This is a genomic window from Anaerosphaera aminiphila DSM 21120, assembly GCF_900129925.1.
In the GTDB taxonomy this organism is placed as follows: domain Bacteria; phylum Bacillota; class Clostridia; order Tissierellales; family Peptoniphilaceae; genus Anaerosphaera; species Anaerosphaera aminiphila.
Window position 1 is genome coordinate 139,468 of record NZ_FQXI01000001.1, and the last position, 13,190, is coordinate 152,657.

Genomic DNA, 13,190 nt, shown 5'->3' on the forward strand with positions numbered 1-13,190 from the left:
AAATATTATTTATTTTATAGTTTTACTGTCCTTGTCTTTTAAAATCATTTTAAATATTACATATGACAGAACAGAGCTTACAACTACCTGTACTAAATTTGGAACAAGTGTAAGCAAACCTGAGGCTAAAGTTCCATATAATATCCATCCTGCAAAAAAATATCCTATTAGAACTATAGATGAACCTACTAAATATGTAATTATACTTTGTCTTGGATAGTATTTTTTAATTAACTTAGATACAACAAACCCCATAGTTCCTTTAATAATTAAAGAAAAAATAAAATAGTGACTGTACCCTAGAGACAAATCTGCTAGAGCACTTCCTATTCCAGCAAGTAGAAAGGCGAAATGAGGAGGAACAAAAAATGAAAACACATAAATTGCAGCATCTCCCACATTAATATATCCATATCCGGCAACTGGTATTGCAATGCAAACTGTCAATATGTATACAGTAGCCAAACCTAGTGCTGATAATACAAGTTCTCTTATTTTCATAAAAATTCCCCCTAATTTCTATAAATAATTATATATTATAGCATATTTAAATAATTTTATTCATAATTAACTGGACCCACGCCTTATATAGACGCTACTTTTATAAACAGCTTAATTATAACTATATTAATTTTTAATGTAATTATAGTTTATTATGAACAGCATAAAAATACTAGAGTTATATTTTCAAATATTGGGTAAATTTATTATAAGTGACAATTTAAAATTTTAAAATCAATTGTGAAAACAAAAAGGAGGACTTATGAATATACTATTTGTAGTTGGCAGTATTAGAAAAGCTTCATATAATCAAATAATTGCAAATTATTTAATGGAAAAATACAAAGATGAATACAATATTAGACAAACAGACATTTCATCAATTCCAATTTTTTCAGAAGATATTGAAAAAGAAAATTGGCCTATGGTAGATAAGGCAAGAGAAGATGTGGAATGGGCTGATGGCATTGTGCTTGTTACACCTGAAAACAACTATTCTGTTCCCGCTGTATTAAAAAATTACTTAGACTGGTGTTCCAGAGGAAATAGAGTCTATACAAACAAGCCCGTTATGATTACAGGTGGATCTACAGGACATTGGGGCACAATAAGATCTCAAGGACATTTAAGGCAGATTATGCGTTCAAACGGTCTGCAATCTATAGTAGTTCCTAGGATAGAAGTTTATTTTCCAAAAATTCAAGACAGTATTGAGGATGGAAAACTTTTAGAAGATAAAGCTAAATCTTTAATAAAGGGATTTGAAAAATTTACTGATTACATTAAAAAAAATGAAATTTAATAAAAAAATAAAACTCTTAGTATAAGTTTTAATACTAAGAGTTTTATTTTTAGTTTACTTATAAATACACTAAATTAATAATTACCACTTCCCGCCGGCTCCACCACCACCGGAGCGTCCTCCGCCTCCGGAGAATCCGCCTCCTCTGGAACCTCCAGAAAAGCCTCCACCTCTAGAATGTCCACCTCCAGAAAAACCTCCAAAGCCTCCGAAAAAAGGAGGGAAAAAATCATCGTCATCATAAAACTTTTTATTTTTTCTTCCGCCTTTAGGTTTGTTAAAGGAACTTACTATAGAAATAACAACAATTAATACAAGCATTATTTTTACTATTTCACTAAAGTTAAATTCTGATTCTTCTGATAGTCCATTTTTCGGTTTAACACTTTCATCTATTGTTATATTATATTCTTCAATATAACAAGATAAAATTTCATTATAACCTTCCATTATTCCCGCTCTATAAGCTTCTTTATTCTCTCCTGTTGTATCTCCCGCTGGAAAGTAAGATACAATATTTCTATAAATCTGTTTAGCTGTTATATCAGGTATAAATCCTTCGGTTCCATATCCTGGTTCAATCCAAATTTCCCCATCTCCAATTGAAATTAATAATAGAGCCCCATTATCTTCTTTTTCATCGCCTATTCCCCATTGAGAAAATAGTTCAGTTGCATATTCATTAATGTTATTTTCACCAAGAGATTTTAAAACTACTATTACTATTTGCCCACCTGTTTTGTTCTTTAAATCTTCATTGGTATTGTTAATATATGCTCTATTTTGTTCAGTTAATATATTCATTTCATCATATACATTGTAGTCAGATTCACTTTTATCAACTATATTGCCAATGCTATAGGCAAATGCACTCGATGCAAACATTAAAACCATAGATAGGACAAGTATTAAACCTTTTTTTAATTTCATAAATTTCCTCTTCTAGACAATATTTTAATTAAAAGTTAACTCCTGGGACTTCTTGATCTTGTTCTGAAATTTCAAAGTAATCTTTTTTATCAAACCCAAAGATTCCAGCAAACATGTTCATAGGAAATGATCTAACAGCTTGATTGTACTCTTTTACAGTTTCGTTATATCTTCCTCTTTCTGTAGATATTCTATTTTCACTGCCTTCTAATTGTGCTTGTAAATCTAAGAAGTTTTGATTGGCTTTTAATTCAGGATAGTTTTCTACTACAAAATTTAATCTACTAATCGCACTTGTAAGTTCATCATTTGCCTTTGAAAGTTCATCTATATTGTTAGCTGAACTTATTCCCGCTCTAGCTTCTGTAATATTTTGAAAAGTTTCTTCTTCATGAGTAGCATATCCCTTTACAGTTTCTACTAAATTAGGTATTAAGTCAGCACGTCTTTTAACTACAACTTGTACTTGAGCAAAAGAAGCATCCACCTCATTATCCAATTTAACTAACTTGTTATATTTTGGAACTATTAACGCTCCTAAGACTACTACTATAGCCAAAATAACTGCAATAACTTTTTTCACATTAAACCTCCTGTTTAATTTTTACAATTTTCATATTTTCAACAGCTTCATTTACTAAATATTCTATATCTAAAACTTCTTCAGATTTTTCTATATCTTCTACTTGCGGCCTTAAAGATGGATGCTTAGGTAAAAAAACAGTACAACAATCTTCAAAGGGCAATATAGAAGTTTCGTAAGTTCCAATTTTCTTTGACCACTCTATTATGTCAACTTTGTCCATTCCTATTAATGGTCTAAAAATCAACCTATCTGTAACTCTATTTGTCACATTTAATCCATCTATAGTTTGAGATGCTACTTGCCCTAAACTTTCACCAGTAATCATAGAATCATAGCCAAATTTTTCTGATAGTTTATCTGCAATTCTAACCATAAATTTTCTTGAAATTATAGTCATTTCTCTTTCTGAACAATTTTTATTAATTTCTTTTTGTATGGGCAATAAATTTACAGAATAAACTGTCATATTTCCCGTATATGTGGATATAATTTTAGCTAAATTTAAAACTTTTTCTTCTGCCCTATCAGATGTGAAAGGATAGGAATGAAAGTGTATTGCATCTACTTGTACGCCTCTTTTAGCCATTAAAAATCCAGCAACAGGAGAATCTATACCTCCTGATAATAAAAGCAATCCTCTGCCATTTGTACCCACCGGCATTCCACCATAAGCTCTAACTCTTTCTAAATATATATAACAACTTGTCTTTATATCACAATATATATATAAGCCCGGATTATGAACATCTACTTTTAAAGGAAAGTTTTTTAATACGTAACCTCCAATTTTATTATTAATCTCTGTAGATTTAAGTGGAAAATTTTTATCTGATCTCTTTGTAAGAGCTTTAAAGGTTTTTATTGAAGGTTCTTTTTCTAATTTCTCTTCAACTAACAACTTTATTGCTTTTTCTATTTCACTAAATTCTTTTTCCACTTTAACACATGGGCTAATATATATAATTCCAAAAACATGACTAACTCTTTCAATAATAATATCAAAATTTTTGTAATCAGCTTCAATATATATCTTTCCCATTTCTTTATATATTTTATTAAAACCTATATCAGCTATTGCCTTTCTAATTTGTCCTATTATTTTATCTACAAAGTGTTTTCTATTCTTCCCTTTTAAAACCACTTCACCTAAACTTACACTTATAACTCTTTCCATTAAATCACCTTTTCATTATTTCTCGTATTTCATTTACATACACTGTTAATCTCTCTACAAATTCATCAATGTCCTTCTTACTGATATCCTTTGATATACAAACTCTTATAGTTCCCTCAACCAGAGAATCATCTATTTTTAATTCACTTAAAACATGACTCTTATGTGTGCCATTTGATGTACACGCAGAAGCTGTAGATATATATATTTCATCTTGTTCTAAATAGTGAAGTAAAACTTCCGCCCTAGTATCTCTAATGGAAATAGAGAGTATATAGGGAGATGAGTTTTTAGGACTGTTAAATTCAAAATCTTTTATAGAATTTCTAATTTTTTCAATTAAATATTGTTTTATTTCAACAGCATGTTCGTATTCACATTTAAAATTATTATTTACACACTCTGCTGCCTTTCCCAACCCTAAAATTCCAGGTACATTTTCAGTTCCTGACCTAATTCCCTTTTCTTGACCACCGCCTAGAACCAAGGGCTTAATTTGTACAGAGTTTTTTATATACAGTGCCCCTATCCCCTTGGGTCCATATATTTTATGGCCACTTGCAGAGTAAGTGTCACAATTTATTTTTTTAACATCTACTGGAATCTTTCCAAAAGCTTGAACGCCATCTACATGAACTAATATATTTTCATTAATAGATTTAACTTTTTTTACTATTTCTTCAAGTTCATTTATAGTTCCAATTTCATTATTAACATGAGATAAACTAAGTAAAATAGTATTACTATCTATTGAACTATACAATTTATTTGTGTCTAAATTTGCATACCTATCTACCCCAATTTCAACAACTTCAAACCCCTTATCTCTGTAAGATCTCATCTTATCTAAGACAGAAGAATGCTCAATACTTGTTGTAATTATTTTATTTCCCAATCTAGTATTTTTATTTATAAGGCCATTAATGGCTATATTATTCCCTTCAGTTCCTCCGGAAGTAAAATAAACTTCTGATGGATTAGAATTTATTAAATCCGCTATGTTTTTCCTAGATATTTCTATTTCTTTTTCAACCTCAAATCCAAGACTGTGAAGTGAAGATGGATTTGCAAAATCTTCTGTTAAAGCTTTAACCACAACATCCACAACTTCTCTTCTAGGTTTTGTTGTAGCACAATTATCTAAATAAATCATATTATCCCCTCTTATTGTCAATATTACTATTATAGATTACAATTAAAATAAATTAAAGGTGGTAATTTAAAATTGAAAGAATTTATATATGATTTTACTATAAAAGATGAATATATTTTAAATAATTTTGGCAATTATATAGCTTTAGACATAGAAACTACAGGATTTTCAAGAGAAAAAAACTCTATTATTTCAATTTGTACTTGTGAAATAAAAGAAAATGCTAAAATCAGTATATTATTTGCAGAAGATTTAAAAGATGAAATTGATATTTTAAATAATTTTAACTTAAATGAGAAAAAAATAATAACTTATAATGGGGATTCTTTTGATATTCCCTTTATCAATAAGCGGAAAAAAATTTATAACATTCAATTAGATAACGCTATAAACTTTGACTTATATAAATATATATTAAATTATAAGTACTTGCTAAACTTAGACAACTACAAGCAAAAAACCATTGAAGAATATTTAAATCTTGAACGAAGTGAGTTTATCAGCGGAGGAGAAATTGTAAAAAAACATAGAGAATACTTAATATCTAAAGATAGTTCTCTAATTGAAGAAATGGTCATACACAATAGAGATGATGTATTGGGCCTAGTGCAAAGTTTAAAAATTGTAGAGGAATTAAATGATAAACTCACATTAAAAGTTAACAGTGACATTTTTAATATTGATAAAATCAAAATGGTGAATAATTATTTAATCGTGAAAGGTTCCACATCTATAGCTGACTCTATTTTATTTAATTTATTTAATTATGAACTGACTATAGAAAATAATTTATTTACAATTAAAGTTGAAACTCAAAAAGCACTATATGACAATATCAATTATTGTAATTTTATTTTAAAGAAAAATTTTTTTAACATAGAAAACAAATCAAATATTCCGTCACCTGAGGAAATATTAATTTTATCTGTTAATGAAATTCTATATGATAATGTATATAATTTAATATTCAGTATATTAAAAAATACATTTGACTGACACTATCCTTACATTTAATATTAGTATATCACTTCATTTTGATATCTTTATACTTTGAAGGGGTATATAAAAAATATCTTAATCTTATAGGAGGAGTGATAGTTATGAAAGATTATATAATTGACGAAGTTGAAGGACTATACAAAATTATTAAACTAAAAGAATTCAGAAAAACTGAAGGTGTAAACTTTGATGTAATGGTTGAAAGTATGGTTCCAAAAATAGATGCCGTGGACAGAGTTTTACACAAAGCCGGTGCTATATCTCCAGGTTCTGTTGGTGATATTGAAAGACCTTGGTATATGCATAAAAGCCAAGATGACAACTTAATTGTATTACAGGGAACAAGATATGTAGAAATATACACACAAGCACATGGAAAAGTAGAAAAATTTACAGTTGAACCAAATAAAATTACTCATAATGGAAAAGTAGTTTTTGAAGGTGGAGCTGTTCTAGTATGGCCTGTAGGCGTTTTTCATAGGATTTTAAGTGGAGATGAAGGTTCTGCATCTATTAACCTTGCTACACATTATGATGGATTTGATATAAAAAACAACTTTAATGTATACGATTTAAATCCGGAAACTGGAGAATACAAAGTTATAAGAGAAGGTTTTAAAGATCAAAAGTAGTATTTATTAAAATAATCTTTGGTTAGATAGAAACTAGCCAGAGATTATTTTTTTATTTAATTTAAATTGGTTTCTATATATTTTAACCTTTATAATTTCTACATATTAATTAATAATCACTTGTATCATACAACTCGTAAATTACAAGGTTTATAACAAAATCACCTTTAAACTATACAATTTTATATTGTCTTAGAAATTTTATTCACGTATACTGTTAATGTAGATAAGAAGATAAAATATAATGGTCTTATTAGATACAAAAATTTACTACATCAGGAGGAATTATGGAAGAAAATTATGTTACGAACTATTATAGCCAATCGTACTTTGATGGTGGTTTGTTACAACTTATAGGCTGGAGAATCATTGGCCTTTTAATTACAGTCTTTACATTTGGAATATGCTACCCTTGGGCGCTATGTATGATTTATGACTGGGAGACAAAACATACCATTATTGACGGTAAGAGACTTTACTTTGATGGTACTGCTATGCAATTATTTGGAAACTGGATAAAGTGGTTTTTACTTACAATTGTAACATTTGGAATTTATGGATTTTGGTTAAGTATAAAATTAAAACAATGGATAGTAAAGCACACCCATACAATAAATTAATAAGAAATTTTTTTTAAAAATATAATATAATTAAATTTATAAAAAGTAAAAAGCTTGTAACCATTAAGATTACAAGCTTTTTATTGGCAGGGGTAGCAGGACTCGAACCCACGGCACCTGGTTTTGGAGACCAGTGTTCTACCAACTGAACTATACCCCTATTCACAACAATATTTAGTTTAACAAATAAGCGGTGAAATATCAAGTGTTTTTTTAATTTACAGCAATATAGTCCTTCAATTCATCAAATTTTTTATCACCTATGCCAGGCACACTCTTTAAGTCATCTATTTCTTTAAATGAATTAGTTTCCCTATGCTTAATTATCTTTTCAGCTGTTTTTTCACCTACTCCCGGAAGAGTTTGAAGTAAATTTTTATCTGCCGTATTAATATTTATTTTACTATTATTATTTTCTGTAGAAATACCTCCTTCACTACTTTCAACAATTTCACCAATTGCCGGTATGTAAACTCTCTCTTCGTCTGAAACCTTTTTCGCTAAATTTATATTGTCAATATCTGCATCATCATAGAGGCCTCCAGCTTTATTTACAGCATCAATAACTCTAGACTCTCCACTAAGTTCAACTAAACCCGGATTTTTCACTCTGCCACAGACATGAACATAAATAGTTGAATTTTCCTTTTGAATAATTTTTTCTGTATCTTCAACTCCATTAAACTTATTATTTAAATCACTATTTAAATTTACTACTTCTAAGTTTTGTTTATTATTTTCAGCTAAAGAGCTTGCCTGCTTATCTAAAAAATTGTCTTTAAAAATAGAAGCTAGAAAAACTATTAAAACTACAGCCAGTAGTGCAATAATTTGTTTTTCTCTTGAACTTAAATTTTTCATAAAGAACCTCCTTAGATTTACAACTTTATTATAATTTATTTTATAATATAATTCTCGCTCTTTCAAGTTATGTTATAATCTTTAAGAGGTGATTATATGTCTTTTTTAGATAATTTAAATAAATATGCTAATCTAATTATTAAAAAAGGGTTAAATATTAAAAGTAATGATATTTTAATAATTAGAGGAGAAGTGGAAAATTATAAGTTTATAAATATAGTGGCTGAAACTGCTTATAAATTTGGCGCTAAAGATGTTAAAGTTAACTATAGAAACCAAGAACTTTCAAAAATAAGATATGACAATGCTACCATTGAAACACTAACCGATATTCCTAAACACTTTGTTGATGAACAAAACTACTACATGGATAAAAAAGCTAAAATATTATCAATAGTTGGTGATGATCCGAATATTTTATCTTCAGTAAATCCTGATAAAATTAATGCATCAGTAATTGCTTCGTCCAAGGCACTAAAAGATGTCAACGCTAAGCTAATGAATAATGAAGTATCTTGGTGCGTTGTTGGAGCTGCAACTAAATCATGGGCTAAAGTTGTATTTCCAAATTTAGATGAAGAAGAGGCTTTAAAAAAATTATGGGATATGATTTTTTATACTGTGAGATTATCTGATGATAATCCTAGTAAATCTTGGGATATTCACGTTGAAAGTTTAAAAAATTGGTCTAACTTTTTAAATAAACAGCAATTCAAGTCCTTTCACTACTCCTCTACAAATGGAACTAATCTAACTGTGGGAATGCCTGAAAATTATATATTTGCAGGTGCTAGTGAATACAATCGATACAATGAAGAGTTTATAGCGAATATGCCTACGGAAGAAGTTTTTTCAATGCCCCATAGAAATAAAGTTAATGGAATTGTATATAACACTAAGCCATTAAATTATAATGGCAATATTATAGATAATTTTTACTTAAAATTTCAAGATGGTGTAGTAATAGACTTTAATGCTAAAAAGGGATATGAAACTTTAAAAAATCTTTTAAATACTGATGATGGTTCAAAGAGACTTGGTGAAATTGCACTCGTTCCATATAAATCTCCTATTTCTGATACTAATATACTATTTTTTAATACCCTTTATGATGAAAACGCATCTTGCCACTTTGCTCTTGGAAAAGCATATCCAACCTGTATTGTAGGTGGCGAATCTATGAGTGAAAAGGAACTTTTGGAAAATGGAGCCAACGATTCTTTAGTTCACGTAGATTTTATGGTTGGAGACGAAACTACAAATATTATTGGCGTAACTAAAGATAATAGAGAAATTGAAATTTTTAAAAATGGAAACTTTTCCATATAAAATATAAATAAAAAAAACAGCTATCTTTTGTATATTCCCTCAACTGTTTAATGTTGTGGTTCTTGTACACAGATAAGCTGTTTTTATTTTGCACTTATAGTTATATTTGTATAGGATACTCTGTTAAATATTCTAATAGGCAAACTCTGCCCCAGTCCTGAATCTATATATAGTTTTGTATTTGACACATCATATAAACCTTTACTATATTTCGGAAAAAACTTCATTCCATGGTCTACTATTTGGCCAAAGTAAGGAATTCTAACTTGACCGCCATGAGTGTGTCCTGACAGTACCAAGTCAAAACCCTCTTGCTTTTTTAAAAAGTCATTGGGATTATGGGACAATAGAATATTATATTCTTCCAAGTTTAACTTTCTATTTACCACATTGTGTTTTCCAAAACTGTTTCCATATAAATTTATTTTTTGAGATTTAATGTTTAAACTCACACTGGATTTTGACAGATTTACTATATTATTTTCTTCTAATACTTTGTAAATAATTTTATCTGGATTGTCAATTTCATGATTTCCTTCAACAAAAAACACTTTATATCCTTCAATAGATTTTAATAAGTTTTCAATATTTTCATATTTTTTTGTGTATCTATTTATTAAATCTCCTGTTAAAACTATTATATCCGGATTAAATTTATCTATAGATTTTTTAAGTCTTTTTAAATTTATAAGCTTACTATCGTGAAAATCTGAAATTTGAATTATTTTAAAATTTGAATTTATCTTCTTAGATTTAATTGTTATCAAATCTTCCTTAAAGTAAATTATTTCAAATAGCATGTAAATAATTAAAATAATAAATAATATTTTCATATTAAATTTCATCAGCTTTTTTATATTTATATATTGTATATGAAACTCCAACTACAATCATAATTAAACTAACTAATTGAGATGCTCTTATAGGCCCAATATAGAGAGAATCTGTTCTCAATCCTTCAATTAAAAATCTTCCAATTCCATATATTATTAAATAATACATAAATAATTGACCTTCAAACTTTTTGTGTTTAGACAAATAAAAGTACAAAAATATAAAAATTCCTATATCCAAAATAGATTCATATAAAAACGTTGGATGAACTTTTTGTCCATTTACTAAAATTCCCCATGGTAAATTTGTAGGACCTCCATGAGCTTCTCCATTAATAAAATTACCCCATCTACCAATTCCCTGAGCAAGACTAACACCTGGCATTGCACAGTCAGCTAGTGTGAGAAAATTTATTTTTTTCCACTTTGAAAAAAAGTATCCAACAATTATTCCAGCTATTATTCCACCATATATTGCCAGTCCACCATTTCTTATATTAATTATTTCCAGTGGATAAGCTGAATAATAATCCCATTCAAATATTACATAGTATAATCTTGCTCCTACTATTCCAAATGGTATCGCTAAAAAGGCAAAGTCAATTACAACGTCATCATAGAGCCCAGCTCTTTTAGCCAACTTTCCTGCAAAGTAAATTGCAAGAAAGGCACCTAATGCAATTAAGATGCCATACCATTTAACTTCTATATTAAATATAGTAAATGCTGTAGAATTAATATTCATTTTTTAATTCCTCCATAATTTGAACTCCTGCACTTACTCCAAGTCTAGTTGCACCAGCATCTAGCATTTCTCTTGCTGTTTTTAAATCTCTAATTCCACCTGAAGCCTTTACTTCTAATTTATTTCCCACTGTATTTTTCATTAGTTTAACATCTTCAATCTTAGCTCCTAATACATTAAATCCTGTAGAAGTTTTGACAAAATTTGCACCAGCTCTTTCTGAAATCTCACATGCACTTATAATTTCAGTATTACTTAAAAGACAAGTTTCAAGTATTACTTTTACACACTTGCCTTGAGCAGCCTTTACTACTTCACTAATGTCAGATTTAACTAAATTTAACTCTCCGTTTTTTAAAAGTCCAATATTTATTACCATATCTATTTCATCGGCTCCATTTTTTACAGCCTCATTAGTTTCAAAAGCTTTCAATGCAGTTGTATTAGCTCCTAGTGGAAATCCTACTACTGTACAAACTAACACTTCAGTATTTTTTAAAATTTCTTTAGCATAACTCACCCAATATGGATTTATACACACAGATTTAAAGTTATATTTTAACGCCTCTTCACATAGCTTCTTGATTTGTACTCTACTTGCTTCTGGTTTTAAAAGTGTATGGTCAATTACTCTGTTTATTTCCATATTCAATTTTACCTCCACTTAGCACGCAATGATTGTCTTTTTTTAAGTCAAATTCTAACCCATCAAGCATTTCTACCAACTGTTCATTTTTATCATCAATTGGACAGTCATCAGTATTTGAAACTTCTACAAATGTACGTATTTTACAGCCTAGTGATTTAAAAAAATGATCAAAAACTAATTCAGAGCCTAAAAATTGATTTTCTTGTTTAAAGGCTCCACCATTAATTAATGCCACACCGTGTTTTTCTCTTGGTGGGTCTAATTTTAAAACAAACTTACGAGACCAGTATACTTGCATTCTATCTATAAATGCCTTTGAAAGAGTTGTCACACTATTATAATAAATAGGAGTTGCAAATATTATTAAATCAGCATCTTCTAACAGTGGATATATTCCTGTTACATCATCTTTTAAGATACACTTTGAAGTTCTAGCACAATTATAACAAGAGAGACAATATTTATAATCTAAATCTTTCAATACATACTTAGTTAAATCTTCTTTATTCAAATTATATTTATTTAAAAACATCTCAAGTAAATTGTCAGTATTAGATTTTTTTCTAGAGCTCCCCATTATTGCAACAATTTTCAAAATTATTCATCCTCTCCAGATTCTTCCCAGTTAGTATAAACTTCTTGTACATCATCATTATCTTCTAATATTTCAATTAGTTTATCCATTTTTTTAATGTCTTCTTCATCTTCAAGTTTTGTATAGTTTTGAGGAATATAAGTTATATCTGATTGAATAAATTCATAGCCTAATTCTTCTAGACCATTTCTAACAATGTGATAGTTTTCTGGTTCTGTTAAGATTTCAAATACATCTTCAGACTCAATAACGTCTTCTGCACCTAAATCTATAGCGCTCATCATTAGCTCTTCCCCATCTATAGTATCTGTATTTTCAATTCCAAGTTGTCCTTTTTTATCAAACATAAATGACACACACCCTGGTTGCCCAAGATTTCCACCGTATTTATCAAAAGCATGTCTAACATCTGGCGCAGTTCTATTTCTATTATCGGTTAAACACTGAACCATAACAGCTATTCCATTTGGTCCATAGCCTTCATAGATAATTTCTTCAAAATTATCTTCTGCACCTTCGCCAGTTCCCTTTTTTATAGCTCTTTCAATGTTGTCATTTGGCATATTCTCTGCTTTTGCCTTATCTATTGCAACTTTTAGTGCAGCATTATATTCAGGATCTGCCCCACCATCTCTAGCCGCTACCATTATATATCGACCAAGTTTAGTAAAAACCTGACCTCTTTTTGCATCTTCTTTTCCCTTTTTATTTTTTATATTATTCCACTTGGAATGACCTGCCATTATTTACACACCTTTCAATTTCTTTTAATTTTACCTAG

16 protein-coding genes and 1 tRNA gene are annotated in these 13,190 nt (G+C 29.0%); 5 read left to right on the plus strand and 12 right to left on the minus strand.

What is annotated here, in order from left to right; all coding sequences use genetic code 11:
- Positions 1 to 9: 9 nt before the first annotated feature.
- Complete coding sequence (locus BUB47_RS00685) at positions 10 to 501, minus strand: ECF transporter S component (RefSeq protein WP_073182814.1); 492 nt, start codon at positions 499 to 501, stop codon at positions 10 to 12.
- A 262-nt stretch (positions 502 to 763) separates the two neighbouring features.
- On the opposite strand from BUB47_RS00685, the gene BUB47_RS00690 reads away from it, so the two are divergent.
- The gene (locus BUB47_RS00690; protein ID WP_073182816.1) at positions 764 to 1,303 is read left to right on the plus strand and encodes an NADPH-dependent FMN reductase; all 540 of its coding nucleotides are present in this window, start codon (positions 764 to 766) and stop codon (positions 1,301 to 1,303) included.
- Between the two features lie 81 nt (positions 1,304 to 1,384).
- Here BUB47_RS00690 and BUB47_RS00695 read toward each other — a convergent pair whose 3' ends face one another.
- The 4 genes from BUB47_RS00695 to BUB47_RS00710 are packed head-to-tail and all read right to left on the minus strand — an operon-like array spanning position 1,385 to position 5,146.
- Entirely contained in the window at positions 1,385 to 2,233 is an 849-nt protein-coding gene (locus tag BUB47_RS00695) for a TPM domain-containing protein (protein ID WP_073182818.1), read from the minus strand.
- Between the two features lie 28 nt (positions 2,234 to 2,261).
- Entirely contained in the window at positions 2,262 to 2,816 is a 555-nt protein-coding gene (locus BUB47_RS00700) for a LemA family protein (protein ID WP_073182819.1), read from the minus strand.
- Between the two features lies 1 nt (position 2,817).
- Positions 2,818 to 3,993 carry a tRNA uracil 4-sulfurtransferase ThiI gene (thiI, locus tag BUB47_RS00705; RefSeq protein ID WP_073182821.1) on the minus strand — a complete coding sequence of 392 codons (1,176 nt, stop codon included), beginning with the start codon at positions 3,991 to 3,993 and terminating at the stop codon, positions 2,818 to 2,820.
- 4 nt (positions 3,994 to 3,997) lie between these two features.
- Complete coding sequence (locus tag BUB47_RS00710; protein ID WP_073182823.1) at positions 3,998 to 5,146, minus strand: cysteine desulfurase family protein; 1,149 nt, start codon at positions 5,144 to 5,146, stop codon at positions 3,998 to 4,000.
- A 72-nt stretch (positions 5,147 to 5,218) separates the two neighbouring features.
- Here BUB47_RS00710 and BUB47_RS00715 point away from each other — a divergent pair, with 72 nt between their 5' ends.
- From BUB47_RS00715 to BUB47_RS00725, 3 genes are all read left to right on the plus strand, one after another.
- Positions 5,219 to 6,142, plus strand: a complete 924-nt coding sequence (locus tag BUB47_RS00715; protein ID WP_073182824.1) for a ribonuclease H-like domain-containing protein — start codon at positions 5,219 to 5,221, stop codon at positions 6,140 to 6,142.
- 104 nt (positions 6,143 to 6,246) lie between these two features.
- Complete coding sequence (locus BUB47_RS00720; RefSeq protein ID WP_073182826.1) at positions 6,247 to 6,777, plus strand: hypothetical protein; 531 nt, start codon at positions 6,247 to 6,249, stop codon at positions 6,775 to 6,777.
- 287 nt (positions 6,778 to 7,064) lie between these two features.
- The gene (locus tag BUB47_RS00725) at positions 7,065 to 7,397 is read left to right on the plus strand and encodes a DUF898 family protein (RefSeq protein WP_073182827.1); all 333 of its coding nucleotides are present in this window, start codon (positions 7,065 to 7,067) and stop codon (positions 7,395 to 7,397) included.
- Positions 7,398 to 7,481: 84 nt separating this feature from the next.
- Here the strand turns inward: BUB47_RS00725 and BUB47_RS00730 are convergent.
- Together BUB47_RS00730 and BUB47_RS00735 are read right to left on the minus strand one after the other, a co-directional pair.
- Positions 7,482 to 7,557 (minus strand) — tRNA-Trp (locus tag BUB47_RS00730).
- Between the two features lie 53 nt (positions 7,558 to 7,610).
- Complete coding sequence (locus BUB47_RS00735) at positions 7,611 to 8,258, minus strand: helix-hairpin-helix domain-containing protein (protein WP_073182829.1); 648 nt, start codon at positions 8,256 to 8,258, stop codon at positions 7,611 to 7,613.
- A gap of 96 nt (positions 8,259 to 8,354) precedes the next feature.
- Between BUB47_RS00735 and BUB47_RS00740 the strand changes: the two genes are divergently transcribed.
- Complete coding sequence (locus tag BUB47_RS00740; protein ID WP_073182831.1) at positions 8,355 to 9,587, plus strand: aminopeptidase; 1,233 nt, start codon at positions 8,355 to 8,357, stop codon at positions 9,585 to 9,587.
- Positions 9,588 to 9,670: 83 nt separating this feature from the next.
- Here the strand turns inward: BUB47_RS00740 and BUB47_RS00745 are convergent, their stop codons facing one another.
- From BUB47_RS00745 to BUB47_RS00765, 5 genes are read right to left on the minus strand one after another with little or no spacing between them, the layout of a single operon-like run.
- The gene (locus BUB47_RS00745; protein ID WP_073183385.1) at positions 9,671 to 10,420 is read right to left on the minus strand and encodes a metallophosphoesterase; all 750 of its coding nucleotides are present in this window, start codon (positions 10,418 to 10,420) and stop codon (positions 9,671 to 9,673) included.
- Between the two features lies 1 nt (position 10,421).
- Positions 10,422 to 11,165, minus strand: a complete 744-nt coding sequence (gene lgt, locus BUB47_RS00750) for a prolipoprotein diacylglyceryl transferase (protein WP_073182833.1) — start codon at positions 11,163 to 11,165, stop codon at positions 10,422 to 10,424.
- Positions 11,155 to 11,811 (minus strand): deoxyribose-phosphate aldolase, encoded by a 657-nt coding sequence (gene deoC, locus BUB47_RS00755; RefSeq protein WP_073183387.1) that lies wholly within the window; start codon positions 11,809 to 11,811, stop codon positions 11,155 to 11,157. Before deoC ends, lgt begins: the two co-directional genes overlap by 11 nt.
- Positions 11,789 to 12,409, minus strand: a complete 621-nt coding sequence (locus BUB47_RS00760) for a flavodoxin family protein (protein ID WP_073182835.1) — start codon at positions 12,407 to 12,409, stop codon at positions 11,789 to 11,791. Before BUB47_RS00760 ends, deoC begins: the two co-directional genes overlap by 23 nt.
- Before the next feature lie 2 nt (positions 12,410 to 12,411).
- The gene (locus BUB47_RS00765; protein WP_073182837.1) at positions 12,412 to 13,152 is read right to left on the minus strand and encodes a YebC/PmpR family DNA-binding transcriptional regulator; all 741 of its coding nucleotides are present in this window, start codon (positions 13,150 to 13,152) and stop codon (positions 12,412 to 12,414) included.
- Between the last annotated feature and the right edge of the window lie 38 nt (positions 13,153 to 13,190).

Excerpts from the sequence above, each read along its gene's own strand:
- BUB47_RS00685 (WP_073182814.1), bottom strand. The coding sequence starts at position 501 with ATGAAAATAAGAGAACTTGTATTATCAGCACTAGGTTTGGCTACTGTA.
- BUB47_RS00690 (WP_073182816.1), top strand. The coding sequence starts at position 764 with ATGAATATACTATTTGTAGTTGGCAGTATTAGAAAAGCTTCATATAAT.
- BUB47_RS00695 (WP_073182818.1), bottom strand. The coding sequence starts at position 2,233 with ATGAAATTAAAAAAAGGTTTAATACTTGTCCTATCTATGGTTTTAATG.
- thiI (WP_073182821.1), bottom strand. The coding sequence starts at position 3,993 with ATGGAAAGAGTTATAAGTGTAAGTTTAGGTGAAGTGGTTTTAAAAGGG.
- BUB47_RS00710 (WP_073182823.1), bottom strand. The coding sequence starts at position 5,146 with ATGATTTATTTAGATAATTGTGCTACAACAAAACCTAGAAGAGAAGTT.
- BUB47_RS00720 (WP_073182826.1), top strand. The coding sequence starts at position 6,247 with ATGAAAGATTATATAATTGACGAAGTTGAAGGACTATACAAAATTATT.
- BUB47_RS00725 (WP_073182827.1), top strand. The coding sequence starts at position 7,065 with ATGGAAGAAAATTATGTTACGAACTATTATAGCCAATCGTACTTTGAT.
- BUB47_RS00735 (WP_073182829.1), bottom strand. The coding sequence starts at position 8,258 with ATGAAAAATTTAAGTTCAAGAGAAAAACAAATTATTGCACTACTGGCT.
- BUB47_RS00740 (WP_073182831.1), top strand. The coding sequence starts at position 8,355 with ATGTCTTTTTTAGATAATTTAAATAAATATGCTAATCTAATTATTAAA.
- BUB47_RS00745 (WP_073183385.1), bottom strand. The coding sequence starts at position 10,420 with ATGAAAATATTATTTATTATTTTAATTATTTACATGCTATTTGAAATA.
- lgt (WP_073182833.1), bottom strand. The coding sequence starts at position 11,165 with ATGAATATTAATTCTACAGCATTTACTATATTTAATATAGAAGTTAAA.
- deoC (WP_073183387.1), bottom strand. The coding sequence starts at position 11,811 with ATGGAAATAAACAGAGTAATTGACCATACACTTTTAAAACCAGAAGCA.
- BUB47_RS00765 (WP_073182837.1), bottom strand. The coding sequence starts at position 13,152 with ATGGCAGGTCATTCCAAGTGGAATAATATAAAAAATAAAAAGGGAAAA.